General features: G+C 40.1%; 24 protein-coding genes. 1 reads left to right on the forward strand and 23 read right to left on the reverse strand.

Annotation, left to right across the window (positions count from 1 at the left end; all coding sequences use genetic code 11):
- Positions 1-14 precede the first annotated feature (14 nt).
- The 7 genes from G628_RS0104660 to G628_RS0104690 all read right to left on the reverse strand — a co-directional run bounded on the left by G628_RS0104660 (position 15) and on the right by G628_RS0104690 (position 8,401).
- Positions 15-1,643 (reverse strand): (2,3-dihydroxybenzoyl)adenylate synthase, encoded by a 1,629-nt coding sequence (locus G628_RS0104660; protein WP_027208588.1) that lies wholly within the window; start codon positions 1,641-1,643, stop codon positions 15-17.
- A 17-nt stretch (positions 1,644-1,660) separates the two neighbouring features.
- Positions 1,661-2,398 carry a thioesterase II family protein gene (locus tag G628_RS0104665; RefSeq protein ID WP_034500642.1) on the reverse strand — a complete coding sequence of 246 codons (738 nt, stop codon included), beginning with the start codon at positions 2,396-2,398 and terminating at the stop codon, positions 1,661-1,663.
- A gap of 298 nt (positions 2,399-2,696) precedes the next feature.
- Complete coding sequence (locus G628_RS0104670) at positions 2,697-3,464, reverse strand: ZIP family metal transporter (protein WP_027208590.1); 768 nt, start codon at positions 3,462-3,464, stop codon at positions 2,697-2,699.
- A gap of 78 nt (positions 3,465-3,542) precedes the next feature.
- Entirely contained in the window at positions 3,543-4,160 is a 618-nt protein-coding gene (locus tag G628_RS0104675) for a TetR/AcrR family transcriptional regulator (RefSeq protein ID WP_027208591.1), read from the reverse strand.
- A 2-nt stretch (positions 4,161-4,162) separates the two neighbouring features.
- On the reverse strand, positions 4,163-5,917 hold the full coding sequence (locus tag G628_RS0104680; protein ID WP_026514096.1) for an ABC transporter ATP-binding protein: 1,755 nt from the start codon (positions 5,915-5,917) through the stop codon (positions 4,163-4,165).
- On the reverse strand, positions 5,914-7,680 hold the full coding sequence (locus G628_RS0104685) for an ABC transporter ATP-binding protein (protein ID WP_027208592.1): 1,767 nt from the start codon (positions 7,678-7,680) through the stop codon (positions 5,914-5,916). The genes G628_RS0104680 and G628_RS0104685 overlap by 4 nt, the downstream gene beginning before the upstream one ends.
- A gap of 169 nt (positions 7,681-7,849) precedes the next feature.
- Positions 7,850-8,401, reverse strand: a complete 552-nt coding sequence (locus G628_RS0104690) for a DUF3793 family protein (RefSeq protein WP_026514098.1) — start codon at positions 8,399-8,401, stop codon at positions 7,850-7,852.
- A 232-nt stretch (positions 8,402-8,633) separates the two neighbouring features.
- On the opposite strand from G628_RS0104690, the gene G628_RS0104695 reads away from it, so the two are divergent.
- The gene (locus G628_RS0104695; RefSeq protein ID WP_027208593.1) at positions 8,634-9,065 is read left to right on the forward strand and encodes a flavodoxin; all 432 of its coding nucleotides are present in this window, start codon (positions 8,634-8,636) and stop codon (positions 9,063-9,065) included.
- Between the two features lie 124 nt (positions 9,066-9,189).
- Here G628_RS0104695 and eno read toward each other — a convergent pair whose 3' ends face one another.
- From eno to G628_RS0104775, 16 genes are all read right to left on the reverse strand, one after another.
- Positions 9,190-10,491, reverse strand: a complete 1,302-nt coding sequence (gene eno, locus G628_RS0104700) for a phosphopyruvate hydratase (protein WP_026514103.1) — start codon at positions 10,489-10,491, stop codon at positions 9,190-9,192.
- Between the two features lie 390 nt (positions 10,492-10,881).
- Complete coding sequence (locus G628_RS0104705; RefSeq protein WP_027208594.1) at positions 10,882-11,829, reverse strand: L-lactate dehydrogenase; 948 nt, start codon at positions 11,827-11,829, stop codon at positions 10,882-10,884.
- Between the two features lie 25 nt (positions 11,830-11,854).
- Complete coding sequence (locus G628_RS0104710) at positions 11,855-12,481, reverse strand: GNAT family N-acetyltransferase (RefSeq protein WP_027208595.1); 627 nt, start codon at positions 12,479-12,481, stop codon at positions 11,855-11,857.
- On the reverse strand, positions 12,474-12,764 hold the full coding sequence (locus tag G628_RS16415) for a class I SAM-dependent methyltransferase (protein WP_185750412.1): 291 nt from the start codon (positions 12,762-12,764) through the stop codon (positions 12,474-12,476). The genes G628_RS0104710 and G628_RS16415 overlap by 8 nt, the downstream gene beginning before the upstream one ends.
- Positions 12,765-12,775: 11 nt before the next feature.
- Positions 12,776-13,540 carry a class I SAM-dependent methyltransferase gene (locus tag G628_RS0104720; RefSeq protein ID WP_026655428.1) on the reverse strand — a complete coding sequence of 255 codons (765 nt, stop codon included), beginning with the start codon at positions 13,538-13,540 and terminating at the stop codon, positions 12,776-12,778.
- 142 nt (positions 13,541-13,682) lie between these two features.
- Positions 13,683-14,135, reverse strand: a complete 453-nt coding sequence (locus tag G628_RS0104725; RefSeq protein ID WP_196803706.1) for a GNAT family N-acetyltransferase — start codon at positions 14,133-14,135, stop codon at positions 13,683-13,685.
- Positions 14,132-14,524 (reverse strand): GNAT family N-acetyltransferase, encoded by a 393-nt coding sequence (locus G628_RS19110; RefSeq protein WP_330365434.1) that lies wholly within the window; start codon positions 14,522-14,524, stop codon positions 14,132-14,134. The genes G628_RS0104725 and G628_RS19110 overlap by 4 nt, the downstream gene beginning before the upstream one ends.
- A complete protein-coding gene (locus G628_RS19115) occupies positions 14,525-14,674 on the reverse strand; it encodes a hypothetical protein (protein WP_242827171.1) in 150 nt (49 codons plus the stop codon). It abuts the gene before it with no gap.
- A gap of 6 nt (positions 14,675-14,680) precedes the next feature.
- Positions 14,681-14,926 carry a hypothetical protein gene (locus G628_RS16425; protein WP_185750413.1) on the reverse strand — a complete coding sequence of 82 codons (246 nt, stop codon included), beginning with the start codon at positions 14,924-14,926 and terminating at the stop codon, positions 14,681-14,683.
- A gap of 345 nt (positions 14,927-15,271) precedes the next feature.
- A complete protein-coding gene (locus tag G628_RS19230) occupies positions 15,272-15,457 on the reverse strand; it encodes a winged helix-turn-helix transcriptional regulator (protein WP_034462027.1) in 186 nt (61 codons plus the stop codon).
- A gap of 74 nt (positions 15,458-15,531) precedes the next feature.
- Complete coding sequence (locus G628_RS16435; protein ID WP_081670565.1) at positions 15,532-16,182, reverse strand: class I SAM-dependent methyltransferase; 651 nt, start codon at positions 16,180-16,182, stop codon at positions 15,532-15,534.
- A 65-nt stretch (positions 16,183-16,247) separates the two neighbouring features.
- On the reverse strand, positions 16,248-16,379 hold the full coding sequence (locus tag G628_RS19235; protein WP_034462412.1) for a hypothetical protein: 132 nt from the start codon (positions 16,377-16,379) through the stop codon (positions 16,248-16,250).
- A 14-nt stretch (positions 16,380-16,393) separates the two neighbouring features.
- Positions 16,394-16,876, reverse strand: a complete 483-nt coding sequence (locus tag G628_RS0104760; RefSeq protein ID WP_026655432.1) for a GNAT family N-acetyltransferase — start codon at positions 16,874-16,876, stop codon at positions 16,394-16,396.
- Between the two features lie 543 nt (positions 16,877-17,419).
- Positions 17,420-18,064: an AAA family ATPase gene (locus tag G628_RS0104765; protein ID WP_026655433.1), complete on the reverse strand. Its 645-nt coding sequence runs from the start codon at positions 18,062-18,064 to the stop codon at positions 17,420-17,422.
- A 176-nt stretch (positions 18,065-18,240) separates the two neighbouring features.
- Positions 18,241-18,411: a hypothetical protein gene (locus G628_RS18865; RefSeq protein WP_155841151.1), complete on the reverse strand. Its 171-nt coding sequence runs from the start codon at positions 18,409-18,411 to the stop codon at positions 18,241-18,243.
- 549 nt (positions 18,412-18,960) lie between these two features.
- Entirely contained in the window at positions 18,961-19,314 is a 354-nt protein-coding gene (locus tag G628_RS0104775) for an arsenate reductase family protein (protein ID WP_027208596.1), read from the reverse strand.
- Positions 19,315-19,325 lie beyond the last annotated feature (11 nt).

A 19,325-nucleotide genomic window follows, 5' to 3' on the forward strand; every position in this document is an offset into this window, starting at 1 on the left:
TGTCCTTTCTCTTGTTATTCAAATACATTTTGAGCCAGTTTAACCAATTGCTTTTTATCAATCTTCCCAACGCTTGTAAGCGGCCACACATCTATATTTTCAACCTGATCGGGGATTTTATATCCCGCCAAGCCTTTATTTTTCAGAAAATGATATATTTCCTCCCTCTCAAACTCTTCTCCGTCTTCAGAAAGAATGAATGAACAGCTCCTAAATCCGAGTTCTTCATCAGGCACGCCTACGACAACCGCTTCTTTGATTCTTTCGTTTTGACATAAAAGAGCTTCAACCTCAGATGGCGTAATCTTTTCACCTGCGCGGTTTATCTGTTCTTTTATTCTTCCGCCCATGCGTATATTGCCTTCTTCTGTCCACATTGCACGGTCACCGGTCCTATAAAATCCATCCTCGGTAAAACTTATCCTGTTTACTTCATCCGCATTGAAATATCCGGGTATAGTATACGGGCCTCTTGAAAGAAGTTCTCCGAATTCTCCTCTCGGAACTTCCTTAAGATCGGAATCTACAATTTTTACTTCATCGGCTTCTGAAATAGGCTTACCCTGACAATTCACCACGACCTCGTCATCATCTGACAGATCGGTAAAACAAAGCAGTCCCTCCGCCGTTCCAAAGACCTGCATCAGTTTGCAGTCACTCCAGCTATCAATTACTTTTTGCGCAAGGCTTTCTTCAAGCATCGCGCCTCCAACCTGCAATATCTCAAGGCTTGAAATGTCAATGTCTTCATCCCATTCACTCATTTCAAGACATAGATTTAACATAGCCGGTACAAGTGCCGTTATAGTAACCTTCTCTTCCGAAATCAGGTTAAGAATCTCATCAGGAGTAGTGTTCGAAGCAAGAACAACTTTTCCTCCAACATCCAATATTCCAATTATTCCCGGGCAACAAAGAGGAAAATTATGAGCAATGGGAAGAGCCGCGAGATAAACGCTGTTACTGTCAGCCCTACATTTTAGTGCCGACATTCTTCCGTTATACAGATAATCTGTATGAGTTCTCGGAATGAGTTTTGGTACTCCAGTAGTTCCCCCGGACAAAAGAAGTACTCCTGTATCGTATCCGTCTGATTTTGTAAAAAAGTCTTCACTTCCGTTTCCAGAATCCATAACTTCTCTGCCTGAAATTATGATATCTTTTATCAGATAATCGCCGCCTCTCTCACCATCAACTATCAAAAATTCAAGGCTGCTGCTTTCCTCTTTTATCCTTTTTGCCATCGGCAGGTAATCAAATCCCATATACTTCTCCGCAACAATATAAGCTTTGGGTGAAGCAACTTTGATTATTCCTTCTATTTCCGTTTCCCTATATGCAGGCAGTGCTAAAATGGGAATTGCTCCTATTCTGATAACGGCAAACAGAGTTATCACAAAGCTAAGCCTGTTTGGTATCTGAACAATCACCTTATCTTTTGGAGCAATTCCCAGTTTATATAAACCATATGCAATTTCATCTATTTCACGATCCAGTTCTCTGTAGGTGACCTCTCTTTGCGAATCTACAATCGCTATTCGATCACTGTACTTATTCGTAATATTTCTCACCCAGTCACTGAGTGAGATTCTCTCCCATCCATTCAAACCTTCATATTTTGTCATATCCTTTATATATCTCATCTAGCATCCATCCTCTTCTATATACACTTAAGTATTTTTTCTCTTACAAAACCTGTTACCTCGGCTTCGCTTTGCTTAATAAAAAAGTGTCCGCCGTCAAAAACTTTATAAGCAAATTTTTCTCTGGTAAAATCACCCCAACGTGATATATCTTTCTCGTTTGCTTCTGAATCTTCCTTTCCTCCAAGAGCAATTATTGGGCAATTCAATATAGTGACACCCGGAGAATAGTATTTTTCATCAAGCTCAAAATCCGCTCTGAGCATTGGTAAAAAGAAATTCATAATATCTCTGTTCTCCGTAATTTCTTTGGGCATTCCGTTGAACCTCTTTATGGCATCCAAAAATGCTTCATCGGAAAGTTGATATACAGGATTAGGTTCCGGTACATTGGGAACTCTGCTTCCCGATACAATCAAAAGTTCCGCTCCGCAACCTTCGTCTTCAAGCTTCTTTGCAACTTCGTACGCTATCTTTCCTCCCATGCTATGCCCGAACAAAACTAGTCGTTTGTTTAATTTTTTTAACTCTTCCATGATATCGCAAACCAGCATTTCCATATTTCTGTAAGGCTTCTCCATTATCCGGTCTTCTCGTCCCGGAAGCTGGATTGCACAGACGTCGATCAGATCGCTAAGCCTTTTTACCCAATTGTTATATGCTGATGCCGCTCCACCCGCAAAAGGAAAACATACCAAAACATATTCTTTTGTAAAACCACTCGGGCATCTAATAAATGTCTTACTATTATGCATAATCCCTCCATCAGTTTTCTGAAAAACAGTTTTGAATCTTGATTAAATTAAAAATGGAATAAATATTGATATTAAGATTAAATCAGATTTTCTTTTCATTTTGATTTTCAAGCCTCGTAATTATGTCGTATCGTTAGTTATGGCTAACAGAATAGCACTCATATTTTTCTGTGTCAAATCACGTTTATGCTTTTCTCAAAACAAATTTATTTGGTGCAATCACACAAAAAACCCGTGTTGTAAAACGATTCGTCATACAACACGGGCATTCGTAAATGCGATTTTTTCTTAATAAGATTCAACCAAGCCCTACATCAAGAGCCATCATCAAAATGAATCCTGCCGCGAAACAGAGTGTCCCAATATTTGAGTGCTCTCCTTCCGACATCTCAGGAATAAGTTCTTCCACTACAACGTAGATCATCGCTCCCGCCGCAAAACTGAGAAGATACGGCATCAATGGAATCAATACTCCCGAAGCCACCAATACAAGAACAGCTCCAATCGGCTCAACTATTCCCGATAATACACCATACAAAAAAGTCCTTCCCTTTGGCACTCCCTCACCAAGAAGCGGCATTGAAACTATCGCTCCCTCAGGAAAGTTCTGTATGGCAATACCAAGTGCCAGCGCCAACGCTCCCGTATAAGTGATGGAGTTGTTTCCATACATCCATCCCGCACATACTATTCCAACCGCCATTCCTTCCGGAATATTGTGCAGAGTTACGGCAAGAACAAGCTTTGTAGTTCTCTTAAGTCCGCTCCTCGGGCCTTCTTCAAGTTTATCCAGATGCATATGGGGAGTCACAACATCAAGCACAAGAAGAAATAACATTCCTATGCCGAATCCTATGGATACGGGAACAAATCCCAGCTTTCCCATCTCCGCGGTTTGATCAAGTGCCGGTAAAAGCAAACTAAAAAAAGAAGCCGCTACCATCACACCCGATGCAAAACCTGTAAGCGCACGCTGCATCTTTTCTCCTATTGCTTTTTTAAAAAAGAATACTGTCGCAGCCCCGAGCGCAGTTCCTAAAAACGGAATCAAAATAATCTCAAACATAAAAATACCTCGTTAAGTTAAGTGTTCTGCTCAATAAATGAGGAAGAAAGCAAACGCTTTCTCCCTCATTCTATCACATTATTTTTTGATTCCAACCGCCTTGGACCAATTGAACAGATCTCCGACCACTTTGCAGTGATGTTCAATCTCTTTATCAGACATACCATGAACAATCGGTTCCGTGTACAACTTCCACAATGCCGAGACAAGCACGTGAAGCTCCTTGCGAGAAATTTTCTTATCTGCAAGATTCCTTTCCTGCAAGGCTTTTAAATAGTCATAGTCTATATCTGACATTTTTTCAAGCCACTGTTCGTGGTAGCGACTGTACTTTGATCCTTCCGAACACTTAAGAAGCAGTTCCAGTCCGTCTTTCATATCCATGAGACGTTCATTCCAAAGTCTTGTATTCTCCTCGGTATTAACCCAAACTCCTATAAGTTCATCATCCGAAAGCTTATATGGATCAACATTCTTTGCTTCCTCCAAGATTCCGTTCATACTTTCTACCGTATCTTTTACAACGGCTTCAAACAGTTCTTCTTTTCCTTTATATCTATTATAAATTGCTCCTGTGGTAATTCCTGCATCCTTACAAATATCTGAAAGCTGCGCGCCCAAAAAACCTTTTTCCCGAAATTGCTTCCTTGCACTTTCAAGTAATCTAGGATCTATGCTTGTATCTCTAACTGCCATAATCAGCCAATCTTTCTTTTGCACCATCCGGAATCGGAATTCTTGATCTGTACGAAGTTCTTATAGATTCCGTCTTTTTCCATAAGTGCATCATGTTTTCCTTTTTCAACAATCTTACCATTGTTTACAACAAGGATGCAATCAGAGTCCTTAATAGTCTTAAGTCTGTGTGCGATTATAATGAGCGTCTTACCATTGCAGAGTTCTGAAATTGCCTGCTGGATAGCAGCTTCATTATCGGCATCGATGCTTGCTGTCGCTTCATCAAGGATAACGATGGGCGAATCCTTAAGAATACATCTTGCAATTGATATTCTCTGTTTTTCACCACCTGAAAGTGATGCTCCGCCTTCACCTACCATTGTTTCAAAACCATCGGGAAGGCTCATGATAAAGTCGTAACATCTTGCCTTCTTGGCTGCCTCGATAACCTCTTCTCTTGTAGCATCAGGTCTTCCCATGATGATATTGTTGTAAATGGTATCTTTGAAAAGATATACATTCTGAAATACCATACTGATCTGTTCAAGAAGGTTCTTAAGCGGTACATCTTTTATACTGGTTCCGTTTACCAAAATATCACCCTCATCAATATCCCAGAATCTCGCCATAAGATTTGCAAGTGTACTCTTTCCGCTTCCGGAAGGGCCCACAAGCGCTATTGTTTCGCCCTCATTAACCTTGAACGAAACATTGCTGATCGTCTCTTTTGCATCATATGAGAATCTTACATTCTTAAACTCAACGGCAGGCACGCCTTCTTTTGCAGTTGTTATCTTCTTATTTCCCGAATCAGAGAGTTCCTGCTCATTCATAACTTCTTCGATTCTGTCAAGGCACTTATCCATGATTGTAAGCTTCTCAGATTCCATATATGCAACTCTCAAAGGAATAAATACATTAAGCATGAAAAGAGTTACTCCAAGAAATGCCGTTATATCTATCGTTCCGTTTAAAAATAGGATTGAAGCCACAAAACCAAGCGCTACAGAACAGATCTCAAAAATGATATTTATGGCAATTCCCAAAGGAATCATCTTACCTTCAAATCGTAAACTTTCTTCACATGACTTCTCGAAATTATCACTCATTTCTTTTGACTTATCTCCGAGAAGATTGTAAGTCTTGGTGATTCCGATTCCTTCTATGTAATCAAGAACTGCTTTTGTAAGTCTTTCGCTCTGCTCCTGTCTTTCACCCGAAAGAGTTATGCCTCTTCTGTATTTCACTTCACCGGCCAAGACCAAAACCAATGATCCTATAAGTGCAACTGCGCCGAGCGCCGGATTAAAAACAAGCATGAATACTGTAAAGATTGCAGCTGAGAAAAGATAGCTCATTGTATCCGCAAGTGTCATCATTGAGTTTTCCTCAATAAATACCATATCTGTTGAAAGAACCGAGCTGATCTTACCGATGTTTCCAGCTGTAAAATATCCCATCGGAAGCTTTCTTAAATGCTCACCAAGCTTTATTCTCATATCAGCCATGAGCATAAATCCCGCAGCTGACTGAAGTCTGTCTGAGGCGTGGATGAAGATTGCCTGCGCAATAACACATCCAAGCAGCATAAATCCATATTTTACAAAACTTCCCGCTACAAGCGTTCCCTTAAAGAACTCGTCAACCATAAGAACCGTCAATATGATTACCGCATTCTGAAGAACTGATTTCAAAAAGGAAAAAATAAAAGCAATCTGTATCCTTCCTTTATATTTTCCCGAACAGTCTATAATTCTTTTTATTGCCCCGATCATGCAAATGCCTCCTTCATTGTTACCTTACTGCCTTTACCTGCAGCAGACCACTCCTTTGCGCCTTCAGACAATTCCCAAAGGTTTTTGTACATTTCAGAAGTCTTAAGAAGTTCATCATGAGTTCCCTGCGCCTGAATCTTGCCGTTTTTCATAACTACGATCTTGTCTGAATTCTTGATTGAATACAATCTGTGAGCTATTACTATTACAGTCTTGTTTGAAATAAGCTCTGCTATCGCATTGTTCATCTTCTCTTCATTTTCGGGATCCATAAATGCAGTAGCTTCATCAAGAACAATAATCGGTGCATCTTTTAATATAGCTCTTGCAAGCGCGATTCTCTGTCTCTCACCACCTGATAACATCTTTCCTGCAGCACCTGACGTTGAATATATTCCATTCTCAAGTCTCTTGAGGAATTCTCCGCACTGCGCTTTGTTTGCAGCTTCAATTACTTCCGCATCGGAAGCTCCGGGCTTTCCAAGTCTGATATTCTCAAGGATACTCATGTTAAAAAGGAACTGTTCCTGTGATACATAAGATATCTCGCGGTTCAGAGCTTCCAACGTCATACCTGTGATATCCTGTCCGCCAATCTTTACACTTCCTCCGGTAACATCATAGAAATGTACCAGAATCTTTGCCAAAGTTGACTTTCCGCTTCCTGACTCACCTACAAGTGCCGTTACGGTATTTTCCGGAATTGTAAGGCTTACATCTTCTATTACATCCACTTTTTTGTCATAAGAGAATTTTACATTCTTAAATTCAATCGAATGATCTTTTCCCTCAAAAGACTTAGTTCCCTGCTTAAGAGGCTCTGCCGAAAGAATATTTTCCAAAGCAGTGATCTTAAAGTTAAGCTGAGGAAGAACACTCATAAATGTGAGCGCTCTTAAAATAGTAGGTCCTATTGAGAAAGTCATGCACATAACAAGCAGGAAATTTGAAAGAGTTGAACTTCCCGTATATACAAAATATCCTCCGATAGGAAGTGTCAAAAGAGCTACACAAGGAAGGAAACTTCCGTATAAAGCCATCCATGGCCAACAGATCTTGTACCATGCAAGAGTGAAATCCCTGTAACTCATGACATCCCCTGAAAATCTCTTGTAGCTGTCACCGTCACGTCCAAAGATCTTTACAACTTCCATGCCGTTTACATACTCAACGATGGTATCATTCATTTTCTGAGCAGAAGCATAATAATCACCCATCTTGCTTGTTCCCGCACCATACATGGCAAACATTGCCACCATTCCGATGGGAAGAGACGCAAGTGAAAGAAGCGCAAGCTTCCAGTCAATAAAGAACATACTGACAATTACAAGAACCGGAACCACAATATTGGAAAAACCTTCCGGAAGTGCATGTGCGATAAGAAGTTCCATATTATCGATATCATCAATAAATACTTTCTTAAGCGATCCCACGCCAAGCTCCTGAATAACTCCAAGCGGAAGATTCTCCATCTTTTTCTGGAGAGATATTCTCAGGTTCTTAAGTGTCTGATAAGCACTGAAATGTGATCTATCCAATCCGTAAATATATAATGCAACGTATATAAAACCACAGATCAACATTATAACTGCCCATTTAGCATAGAAAGAAATACTCGTCTCTCCTCCCGTCGCACCATCTATCATTTTATAGATAGCCACGAACTGCAAAACATTAAATGCCAGTCCTACAACCAGCATGAACATTGCCAGAAAAGTATATTTCTTATACTTCCCCGTATACTCCAAAACCTTTTTTAACATTGCTTCCTCCTGTCTTTGTCGTTAGGTATTGCTAACGGAATAATAAAAAAATCGCAGAGGATGATAATTAAATTATTGATAATCCTTTTATCACCCTCTACGATTTTTAATACTACCTCATATAACTGTAAAGTCAATACAGTTCAGACTTTGGTATTGATAAGTTTTCTCAGCAGACAACAGTAAGTTGCTCCAAAGGTACTCCGTTTCTGTGCGCTGTGCTGTAGATTTCTGTAACCTTCTTGTATTTATCGAATGTCTCAAGCGCTGACTTGGTGTCGCCGTAAACTTTCCAGAAGCCTGTGTATTTCACGCCCTCATCAGGGCTTTTCATGAATCCCAAAACATCTGCCACGGGATATCCGAGAAAAAGACCTATCTCATGCGGAAACTTTGCATCCTGTCTCAAATGCTTCGCAAGTTCCGCAACGCACAGATCTGCGTTAGTGTATGAGTAGCCTTTTTCTTTGAGGACTTTGCATACTTCTTTATTCGCAAAATCTCTTTTTAAAAAATCAGGTCTGTAAACATAGATAAGGACTCGCTTTTCGTAATACTTTACGGGTATCATTCGCAGTCCTTTCTTCGCAAACCTGTAATTAAAGTCTCTCACTTCTTTGTTAAAACTCTCCCTGTCATCGATATCGACAGTAAAAAGATTTCCTGTTTTGAGCCCCGCCAAAGTCGGTGAACAAAGACTTATAAGTAATTGATCTCCCATTACTCCTCCAAATCATTTTTTCTAATTTGATAATTGGCATCATACGTTGTGTTAGCTGCACCTAACGCATATGCAGAATACTCTCTTTTCCTGCATGTTTATGGCACTTTCTCAATCAGTAAAATATTGAAAAATATTATCATGTTTTTTTATTGATATTTATGTTAGCATTTGCTAACGTATTTTTCAAGAGCATGACTCGCGAAATTGCTCAGAAAGGATGATCATTTTTATGAGTAAAGTTAAAGTAGTTTTTTGGAGTGGAACAGGAAATACTCAGGCAATGGCCGATGCAGTGGCAAACGGAATCACAAGTGCAGGCGGCGAAGCTGAGGTAACAACATTTGACGCTATCAGCGCAGCTGATGCAGCAAAAGATACTGTTATCGCATTCGGTTGCCCCGCTATGGGAGCAGAAGTACTCGAAGAGACAACAGTTGAGCCATTCATGGCTGATTATGAAGGTTTTGCAAGTGGCAAGAAGATTGCGCTCTTTGGTTCATACGGCTGGGGAGACGGCCAGTGGATGCGTGACTGGCAGGACAGACTTACATCTGCAGGCGCAACCATCATTGGCGGCGAAGGTGTGATGGCTAACGGTGCCCCCGACGAAGACGCAATTTCAGCCCTTGAAGATCTCGGAAGACAGCTTGCGCAGGCATAAACCCTTAACACAACAAACATGTATTTAACCCCGTAAAATTCATATAACGTAAAAAGACGTGTAGCACCATTGCTACACGTCTTTTTTGGCCACTGTCCCTTAGGACCACTTCATTTGTCGCTTCTTATTTTTTCACATGGAATGCATCCATCTGAGGATATACGGCGCTTTCACCGAGCTGTTCTTCGATGCGAAGGAGCTGATTGTACTTGGCAACACGCTCTGAACGGCTGGGTGCACCTGTCTTGATCTGACATGTATTGAGCGCTACAGCAAGATCTGCGATTGTTGTATCTGCAGTCTCACCTGAACGGTGTGAAGAAATTGCAGTGTAGCCTGCGTTGTGAGCCATCTTGATTGCTTCAAGTGTCTCAGATACAGAACCAATCTGATTGAGCTTGATAAGGATTGAGTTACCTGCTCCAAGAGAGATACCCTTTGAAAGTCGCTCTGTGTTTGTAACAAAGAGATCGTCACCTACAAGCTGAACCTTGTTACCAATCTTAGCTGTCATCTTCTGCCAGCCTTCCCAGTCTTCTTCATCAAGTCCGTCTTCGATTGAGATGATAGGATACTTATCAACAAGACTCTCCCAGTGAGCGATAAGCTCATCTGATGTGAACTCTTTGCCTGACTTGGGCTGCTTGTAGAAACCTTTTCCTTTTTCGCTCTTCCACTCTGATGAAGCGGCATCCATAGCGATCATGAAATCTTTTCCGGGCTCAAAGCCTGCTGCCTTGATAGCCTCAAGAATCTTCTCGATAGCATCCTCGTCGCTCTTGAGCTGATTGGGAGCAAATCCGCCCTCATCACCAACTGCTGTTACATCGCCCATATCCTTGATGAGCTTCTTGAGGCTATGGAATACCTCTGCACACCAGCGAAGAGCTTCTTTGAATGAAGGAGCACCTACAGGCATGATCATGAATTCCTGTGTATCAACGGCACTGTCAGCGTGAGCTCCGCCGTTAAGGATGTTCATCATAGGTACAGGAAGTCTGTTTCCTGAAACACCGCCAAGGAATCTGTAAAGTGGAATATCAAGTGACTTAGCTGCTGCTCTTGCAGTTGCGATTGATACCGCAAGGATTGCATTTGCGCCGAGCTTAGACTTATCCTTTGTTCCGTCTGCCTTGATCATTGCCGCATCTACAGCATATGTATCAGAAGCATCGATACCTTTAACCGCATCGTTGATCACATTATTTATATTATCTACAGCCTTTGTAACTCCTTTTCCGAGATAACGTGACTTATCTCCGTCTCTGAGTTCAAGTGCCTCAAATTCACCTGTTGATGCACCACTCGGAGCAGTTCCGGTTGCCACTGTTCCGTCTGCAAGAGTAACCTCTGCCTCTACTGTAGGATTTCCTCTTGAATCTAAAATTTCTCTTCCGATTACTTTTTCAATTGCAAGCTTTCCCATTGTTTTGCTTACTCCTTTCAGATTTTAAACACAGAATTCCCCTTCAGCGTACTGGCACGTTGACTTTTGATCAATTACGAAGTGAAATAATTCATGTACAAGGCGGAGACCATCGTCGATGCGAGCATCGACGATTGACGACAACGCAGTACATGGATTATTTCGCAAGTAATTTATCTAATTGTCATCTTGCCAGTACGCTAGTAGCCGATTCATAAGTCCGGCTAATCAAAAGAGGAATTCACATGATTTACTCAAGTGTTAGCAGATGCTAACACCGCATATTTTATTATAGCTTTTTTTGCATGTCAACGAATCAGACGTGTTTTAGGGGTTAATGAGAAATAGTATCATTTTTTATTAAAGCCACAATCTTTACATATTTATGGATCATAGTACCCCCTTCAGAACCTCCTTAAGTGTATCCGCCGATGCCTTTAGCGCTTTCTTTTCCTCATCGCTGAGTCTGATGGGGACTGCACCCTCAACACCGCTTCTTCCAACAATTGCCGGCATACTGAGCGCAACATCGTCTATTCCGAACTCGCCATGCTGAATACTTGATACGGGAAGGATTGACTTTTCATCTCTTACAATGGCTTCACATATACGTCTTACACTCATTGCAATTCCGTAGTATGTTGCGCCCTTTTTCTCGATGATCTTATATGCACTGTTCTTTACATTCTCAGCAATCTCTTTCATTGATTTCTCATGTTCGAAATGACCTCTCATCTCACAGAAATCATTGAGCGGAATTCCCGATACGTTCGCACTGCTCCAAGCCGCGATCTCGCTGTCTCCGTGTTCGCCTATAATGCAGGCATGAACAGATCTGCTGTCAATCTTAAGATGTTCTCCGAGAAGATATTTAAGCCTTGCGGTATCAAGCACGGTACCTGAACCGAATACTCTGTTCTCAGGAAATCCACTGAGTTTTGCCGCCGCATATGTAAGTATGTCTACAGGATTAGCAACAATAAGAAGGATTCCTTCCGTGTTATATTTTGCAATCTCGGGAATGATGGATTTAAAGATTCCGACATTCTTTTTTACCAGATCAAGTCTTGTTTCGCCCGGCTTCTGACCCGCACCTGCAGTCACAACGACAACCGCCGCATCCTCAGCATCTTTATAATCACCTGCATATATCTGCACAGGCTTTGCAAAAGGAAGTCCGTGACTTATATCAAGAGCTTCACCCTCTGCCTTTTCTTTGTTCACATCTATCAGCACCATTTCAGAAAACAAGCCGCTTTCCATAAGTGCAAATGCTGATGCCGATCCGACAAATCCACAACCTACTACCGCTACTTTTCTTTCATTTAATGTTGCCATGACGTACCTCCTTTTTACTGATATACTAAGCAATCTCAGGTTTTCTGATAAGGTCATACATATGGAAGTTCTCTCCGCAATTTCTTACTCGGTCAAGCTCCATTCCAAGATATCTGTACCTTTCGCTCTTATCCTTATCATCGGTGTCAAGAATTACAGAAATGCCTTTTTTATCTGCCATATCATATACATACTTTAGCATCTTCTTCATAAATCCCTGTTTCTGAAACTCTTTTCTAACTACCAAAACTTCGATCTTAATGAATTTCTTTTTGGCTTTTTTCATTCTTGTTTCGATGGAATGACCATTAGAAAAGCATGCTGAAATGAACTCTTTCATCTTCCTGAATCCGCCGAGGGCTCTTTTCTCTGCAGATATCATCTTCATTCCGTCTACGAAACCGACAGTGCCTACTCCTTCTCCCGAAAGCACCAAAAAGCCTTCTCTTTTCTCAGAAGTCGTGTACAAGATACCACTTCTGTAGGCAGCTCTGATAATTCCGCCAATGTATGTATACATACTTTCTCTATTTGGAATGAACTTTATAAGTCCTTGGTCTTCTTTGTTATATTCATAATCGTAAAATGCGTCAGCTATCTGCCTTGAGATAGCCTCAACTTCCGAATCAGACAATCCTGCAAGCTTAATCATTTTTTCCCTTTCTTGCAACAAGGTGCAGCCTAAACTTGGGCGCAGCTTCAAGCCCCGTGTAATGCTTATTCGGATTCTTTTCATAGAGTAATGAAATCATCGGTCCTGTTCCACATCCGCAATCAAGAAGATCATGATACTCCTCTTTATCAAGCTCAGATGCAATATATGGATAATCCTCCTTACACATTTCATATATTCCCGCTTTATCTGATTCATATATTTCAGCCGCCTGGGTAAACTCTTTTACTGTAAGATCTTTGTATTCTCTGTCTGTTCTCATTTTTCGTCACCTCACTTTTTGCCTATTAAAAGAGTAGAACCGGAAAGTCCCATCCATGAAGCTTCCCACTTGCTCATGAACATTCCGTTTGTCGTATCAACAAGTCTTACCTGCTCATAGCCCATATCTTTGAGTTTCTTTGCAAAGCTCTCCATATCTCCGTATTTGCTTTTAGACATAATGTCATGGATTGCGAAAGTTCCGCCTTTCTTAAGAGTCCTTAGTGTCTCAAGCAAGATTGCCTGTCTGTCCTTACTTGGAATATTATGATATACGTAATTGCTTGTCACCGCATCAAAAGTCTCATCGCCAAAATCAAGCTTCACAGCATCACCCTGCTGAAAGGTTGTATTTAAAACACCTTCTGCGACAGCATTGCTTTCGCATAGATTTTTGCTAAAAGAAGCATACTCTTTGCCCCATCTGTCTATTCCAATCATTTTTGCACCCGGATTTTTCCTGGCACATGCAATGGTAAGCGCCGCGCTTCCGCATCCGACATCAAGGCCAACACCACCGTCAGGAATAACCACATATGAAGACACTCCTTCAATTATCTGCTTTGACATCTGCCTTGTTCCGTTATAAGAAAAAGCTCTGTACATAAGAAACATCCATATAGTCATAAATGCACTCAGCACCGTAAGAACCAACAAAATCTTTCCGATTATTGTTCCGATTCCCACTAAGCAAGTTAACGCACATAACACTACTGTTGATATAAGCGCCCCTTTTATCATTCCCTTCGGCATCCAGTTTTTATAATTCGCTTTCATACTCTTCCTCCCTAACTAAACCTGTATCTTAAACATTTTTGTTAGGGCTATCTGTTACGATTTGATTCCATTTGGTTTCAGCTGTCCATATTACATGGACTGTATCAGCTAATGTTATCAAATTGTTATCATGGTGGTGTTATCACGCTAGGTTTTTTTGAAACAACTGGTCTTCAGTTCCATATACGGTTTTGAAATCACCGATTTTTTCAAACCCGTATTTCTCATACAATCCCTGTTCACCGCTCATAATATAAATCCTCTCATAACCAATGGATCTGGCATAGTCCGAAGCGACATTAATCATTCGTTCAGAAACTCTCTTTCCTCTGCTTTTTTCATCAACAAAAACAAATCCAATAAATGGTGTATATGGGGCATCATCCGGCAATTCATCTTTCTTAGCAAAAGTACAATATCCGATGATTTCTTCGCCCTCACTAGCAACGAACACGCGCTCTGTTTCCGAGAACTCTTTGTTACGCATCATCTTGGCAAGATACGGTCCGGCCTTCCATGAACAGTTTTCCGCGAAGGAAATTGTTTTGTCCCAAAGCGGATGACCATATGTCATAACTGATATTTCCACGCTCATATGCTTATCCAAAACCTTTTTATTTTATCGCCATCAACATCGATGGTCTTCTCGTATACCCCGCCATTAGCAAGAATCGTTTTCTCGCTGGCATCATTTCCCTCGTCGCAGGTCACAAGCATCTTATTGATCCCGAGTTCTTTTGCCTTTAACTTGTCCAGGCGTAACATTTCCTTGGCATAGCCTTTTCTACGCTCGGAAGGACGAACCGAATATCCGCAATGTCCACCCCAAGTACCAAGGATGGGATGATCAATATGATGACGAAGATCTATTACACCAACAATTCTGTTATCCTTCTTCCTTATTGCCAGATAAGTATGTGAAGGAACTGTCGTTCCTACTTCTTCACATGTTTTTTCGTCTTTTCTAAGAAAACATATTCGGATTCATTCGTCAGCAGAACTACTTGAATCCAATGACATGCATCCAGCAAATTGATCTTCATTATCAGCATCTTTATCTATTATTTCCTGTCTGAACGCCCATAGATCCTCGGCATATTCCAGACTTGGTTCAACAAGTATGAGTTCATTCATAATTCTTTATCTAAGCTCCTCTATAAAATTCTGTATTCTCTGAGTCGCAATTTCATCCCGTGACAATTTACGCAACTCATCGCAAGTAACCCATTTGTAAGCAGATGTCTCGCCCTCTTGAAGGATAATGCTATCTTTATCGACGTCCGTATTGCATAAATAATCTACATAATATGTCTTATGACCATAATGCAGAACTCGACCGATTTCCGTAAGTTGCATGTCCTGCATCTCGTTTATTGTAAAATCCAATCTAAGCCACCTCTATTTTTCAGCAACTACATAGTCACCATTTTTATAATTTCTCATCGATTTACTGATTCTAAATCCCGCCTTTTGCATCTCTTTAACCAAGGTATGCATATAAAATCCTTATTCCCAAATATTTCTATTGCAGTGTCCCGACTTCTAGGCAAGGTACTAACGTATACTCGTTTTAGATTAAAAACAGGAATATCATAAGACATCCGCATAATTGGTGCCTTGTCATACTGAGTACAAGCCTTATCAAACTCACAGGAACTATACGTTCTTTCCCAGTCATAAGCAACTGGTCCATGTCGTATTATAATTACTTTCAAATATCAAAATCCCCCACTATTTCACAAGCCATGAGCCTGTCTTCTTAGATCCGATTCTTTCAATCACGCCCTCGTCCAGCAATTCCTTCATTAACATTTGCACCGCTCTTCTAGATTTGTTCATCATCTCTGACAGTTCTGCTTGCGTCAATGAAGGATTTTCTTTAAGAAGCAGCAATAGATGTTCTCTATCCGAGATCATGCTTTTCTGCGCTTTATCAAAAGCGTAGTTGAGATTCCACAACGTAAGGAAAGCGCAGAAAAACTCTAGTTAATTTATCTGCGCCTTTCATATCTTTTTTTTGCAATTGCAGTAAACTCTCCCGGAAGTTTCTCGTTCTCCCATGAAGGATGCTCATCAAAACGCTCCAAAGTAAATCCGCTCCCGATGATAGAATTGATGATCTCGCTGATTGTGTACTTCCTGTAATGGCATTTAGGGATCTGCTTACGGATCTCCTCATCGTAAAATCTTGCGTGCGCCATCTCACCTTCAAAGATATCTGTTGAGAAATAACTCATGGTTGGCTGCTGCAGCCCAAGTATATCGGAAATCTTAGTAAATGGATGGAAGTCACTGCAGATCATCTTTCCACCGGGTTTAAGCAATCCGTTCATAACATTCATAAAAACATCTATATCGTGGAAATAATGAAGGATTCCACCCTCCATAATGACAACATCAAAAAAGCCGGCATACTTGTCCATATCGATTTCCATGATATCACAAACTTCATAGCCAATGTTTACGCCTGCAGCCTCAGCTGTTTCCATGGCATATTTCTTATTGGCTTCGGATATATCAAATACTGTAACCTCTGCTCCCAAAAGAGCCAGCGGAATTGCTTTCTTGCCGCAGGATCCGCAGATATTAGCTACCTTGACGCCTTCAAAAGAATCAAAGTAGTTCGCATACTGCTTTAGCATCTTCCTGGGGTTTTCTTTATCCTTTGATGCTCTTTTCTCCGGAGTCCCAGCGGTTCATGTTCTTCTCACACTTCTCCAATCATCCAAAGTAGCTTGTTTTTACCAACTTCTGGAGAAATATGCTCCCATTTATCTTTGTACTTCTCTTGAAGCGCTTTCTGCATTTCAAGCATTTCGTTAATCCCAAAATCTGACATTGTATTATCCCCTTTTATAATTTCAAAACTGCTATAATCTCTTCTCCATCCATATCACCAGTTTCAATAAATCCAAACGATGCATATAACTCCTTCGCAATTTGATTCTCCGGTTCATAAGATAGCCAGCAATATTCAGCCGGTCCACATGGATAGGTCTTAATAAAATCCAACGCTAGTTTTACTGCTTGCCTACCATATCCTTTGTGCTGATAATTCTTATCTATCATCAATCGCCACAAGTTATAATTACCTGTAGCAACATCTGGTGCATCTTCCCAATAATCATCCTTATCAAATCCAATCATCAAAAATCCTACCGGAATATCACCATCATAGATTCCAAAGGGATAAGCATAACCACTGGCTGTAATAGCTGTGTATGCTTCAATGATACTTATCTCGTTACTAGCTACAAACTCCCTTTGTGAATTATTGACAGATAGTTTTAAAATGTTCCATACATTTTTACCATTTATTTTTTCTAGCCTTAACATTTCTTGCTCCCAATATTTCCCTAATTATTCTTCGTTTCCAGCTAAATTATGAACACGTTATGAAATGCAAAGCACCTGAAAAACATTCTAACAAATAGCACATACCTAAACAACAAAAACTGTAATACTGTCGCATATAAAGCAGGAGCTAAACCCATCTTTTTCCTCTGATATAAAATAACGGAAGCGTGACACGCTCCCGTTACAATAACCATACAAAAAAGCCGTAGCAAATGTATTGAATACATTCACTACGGCTCATTTTATGAACTGATTTATAGTTTGCTATTTACTCTAAAATAACACCATATTTTCAAAGTGTATTGTCATTTTATTGTCACTACACTTCCATACACCTCTCAAAACCTTGTAAATACTGGCTTTGCAGAAACGCTGGTATTATTCCAGCTCCCTAACTTAACCTGTACCTTAAACATTTTTGTTAGGGTTCTCTGTTGCGATTTGACTTCATTTGGTTTCAGCTGTCCATATCACGTGGACTGTATCAGCTAATGTTATCACGGGAGTGTTATCAACACCAATCTAAACTAATCCTAGATGCTTCTCAACCAAAGAAACTGTTTCTTCTACGCTTCTTTTGGTGTCTCGCTCAATCCAGAAATAGTTTCCTGACTTTATTTGCGCATATTTTTCTGCATTAAGCGAATATAGAGTTTCATTACAAGTTCTTTTCGCACTTTCAAAATCAGTCGCACTGTGTATAAAGTCACTGAACCCCTGATGATCCGGTCTATTGCAATAATCGTCAACCAAATCGGTCGGTTCTTTGATCATAAAAACTACTCTCGATGGATCTGACAATAAATCAGCCTGTTCTACTGTCAAATGGCAATCACAAATGACCTTTGCATTTTTAGAAAGCCTGATCAAATCCAACACCACAAAATCAAGTTGTTCGCGAGTATTAGCGATCAGCCAATTCCGATACTCTTCAACAGACCTTCCAAAGAATTCGTCAGCATCTGTAAAAGTCATATTCATAGCAGGCTGATGCTCAGCATTTGACAGCAACTGATGACTTGGGAACATCTCATCAATGTCATAAACTTGAATACCATATTTTTTTCCTAATGCTCTTGATACGGTAGTTTTTCCTCCGCATGGTGTTCCGGTGATAAAATATACGTTTTTTAAATACTCTTTAATTACATTATCTTGAAATATCATAATGCTCCTTTATTTATTAGTATGCTTTTTATGTACTTTATAAGCATGAAACTAATAATAAAGTCTCATGCTATCAGATATTTCTTAATCTCAAAAATGCCACCATAGTAGTATTCTCCCTTCATTATCATTAAATAATATGTCTATTGTAGATAATCACTATCTAAATATAGATATCACATTTCTCTTAAGCTTGCAATCTGATTCACCATATATTTGGCATAATCCTTTGCATGATTAGCACTGATTACAGCTGAGTATTGAGCTGCTTTTGTACAATCAAATGCCTCATTCAATGCCTCTTTATATTCAATACTGTTTATCAGCAAAACAATTCTTATAAACATATTAAGACAGCGAATTGCTGTATATTATCATTTTCGCCGCTTGTATTCTTTCTATTGCCACCGTCTAGACAGCGATACTGTTAATAGTTACTTTTCCGCTGCTTAGAACCCCCCTCATGGCTCATTTATTGCAGCGGAATATTTATATTTTAGGTTTCCGATGCCACAAGACAGCCTCATACTTCTTTTTCAACAGCGTGATTATTTAAAATGGGATTTTCGATGTCTGGAAGTTTCAACTCCTTCAAAAAACATCGGTATTTGAAAAAAGAAAGTTTTCGATGCCCCGCGAATGGGGGCATCGAAGAATAATACTAAATAAGATAATTTTACTGATACTCCGGATTTACACTAACGCTATAGTAAACCCGCGATTTGTCTAATAATTTCGTCACCTGCAAACCACCCGGTATTATTCCAGCTCCATACAAAATATCATCTATGGATTTCATGATATCACTTTTTGTTAGCCATTGCTAACATTTCTCAAAAAAACAAAGAGCTGCTTTGCAACTCTTTGCTCGCTGATACGTAAAAGTATTATGCTGATCACAAACATGCTGCTTTCCATGTTTCCTCTTTAAATCCCGGAATCACTTCAGTATCTGTAACAAGAAGCGGTCTCTTTACCAGCATTCCGTCAGATGACAAAACATCCAGCATCTCATCATCACTCATATTCGGAATCTTTTTTGATAAATCCATCTCCCTATACAGAATTCCGCTTGTATTAAAGAACTTCTTGAGCGGAAGACCACTCTTTTCGTTAAGCTCTTTTAGCGTATTTTTATCAGGATGCTGTTCTTTTATATCAAGGCTCTCATACTTAATTCCATTATCATCCAACCACTTTAAAGCCTTCTTACATGTTGAACATCTTGAATAGCAATACACTTTTATCATGACTCTTCCTC

Origin of the sequence: Butyrivibrio hungatei NK4A153, assembly GCF_000424465.1 — a bacterium.
Lineage (GTDB): Bacteria > Bacillota > Clostridia > Lachnospirales > Lachnospiraceae > Butyrivibrio > Butyrivibrio hungatei_A.

Bases quoted from the DNA above. Each gene is read 5' to 3' on its own strand.
- G628_RS0104660 (WP_027208588.1), bottom strand. From the start codon at position 1,643: ATGAGATATATAAAGGATATGACAAAATATGAAGGTTTGAATGGATGG.
- G628_RS0104665 (WP_034500642.1), bottom strand. From the start codon at position 2,398: ATGCATAATAGTAAGACATTTATTAGATGCCCGAGTGGTTTTACAAAA.
- G628_RS0104670 (WP_027208590.1), bottom strand. From the start codon at position 3,464: ATGTTTGAGATTATTTTGATTCCGTTTTTAGGAACTGCGCTCGGGGCT.
- G628_RS0104675 (WP_027208591.1), bottom strand. From the start codon at position 4,160: ATGGCAGTTAGAGATACAAGCATAGATCCTAGATTACTTGAAAGTGCA.
- G628_RS0104680 (WP_026514096.1), bottom strand. From the start codon at position 5,917: ATGATCGGGGCAATAAAAAGAATTATAGACTGTTCGGGAAAATATAAA.
- G628_RS0104685 (WP_027208592.1), bottom strand. From the start codon at position 7,680: ATGTTAAAAAAGGTTTTGGAGTATACGGGGAAGTATAAGAAATATACT.
- G628_RS0104690 (WP_026514098.1), bottom strand. From the start codon at position 8,401: ATGGGAGATCAATTACTTATAAGTCTTTGTTCACCGACTTTGGCGGGG.
- G628_RS0104695 (WP_027208593.1), top strand. From the start codon at position 8,634: ATGAGTAAAGTTAAAGTAGTTTTTTGGAGTGGAACAGGAAATACTCAG.
- eno (WP_026514103.1), bottom strand. From the start codon at position 10,491: ATGGGAAAGCTTGCAATTGAAAAAGTAATCGGAAGAGAAATTTTAGAT.
- G628_RS0104705 (WP_027208594.1), bottom strand. From the start codon at position 11,829: ATGGCAACATTAAATGAAAGAAAAGTAGCGGTAGTAGGTTGTGGATTT.
- G628_RS0104710 (WP_027208595.1), bottom strand. From the start codon at position 12,481: ATGATTAAGCTTGCAGGATTGTCTGATTCGGAAGTTGAGGCTATCTCA.
- G628_RS16415 (WP_185750412.1), bottom strand. From the start codon at position 12,764: ATGAGAACAGACAGAGAATACAAAGATCTTACAGTAAAAGAGTTTACC.
- G628_RS0104720 (WP_026655428.1), bottom strand. From the start codon at position 13,540: ATGAAAGCGAATTATAAAAACTGGATGCCGAAGGGAATGATAAAAGGG.
- G628_RS0104725 (WP_196803706.1), bottom strand. From the start codon at position 14,135: ATGAGCGTGGAAATATCAGTTATGACATATGGTCATCCGCTTTGGGAC.
- G628_RS19115 (WP_242827171.1), bottom strand. From the start codon at position 14,674: ATGAATGAACTCATACTTGTTGAACCAAGTCTGGAATATGCCGAGGAT.
- G628_RS19230 (WP_034462027.1), bottom strand. From the start codon at position 15,457: ATGATCTCGGATAGAGAACATCTATTGCTGCTTCTTAAAGAAAATCCT.
- G628_RS16435 (WP_081670565.1), bottom strand. From the start codon at position 16,182: ATGCTAAAGCAGTATGCGAACTACTTTGATTCTTTTGAAGGCGTCAAG.
- G628_RS19235 (WP_034462412.1), bottom strand. From the start codon at position 16,379: ATGTCAGATTTTGGGATTAACGAAATGCTTGAAATGCAGAAAGCGCTT.
- G628_RS0104760 (WP_026655432.1), bottom strand. From the start codon at position 16,876: ATGTTAAGGCTAGAAAAAATAAATGGTAAAAATGTATGGAACATTTTA.
- G628_RS0104765 (WP_026655433.1), bottom strand. From the start codon at position 18,064: ATGATATTTCAAGATAATGTAATTAAAGAGTATTTAAAAAACGTATAT.
- G628_RS18865 (WP_155841151.1), bottom strand. From the start codon at position 18,411: ATGTTTATAAGAATTGTTTTGCTGATAAACAGTATTGAATATAAAGAG.
- G628_RS0104775 (WP_027208596.1), bottom strand. From the start codon at position 19,314: ATGATAAAAGTGTATTGCTATTCAAGATGTTCAACATGTAAGAAGGCT.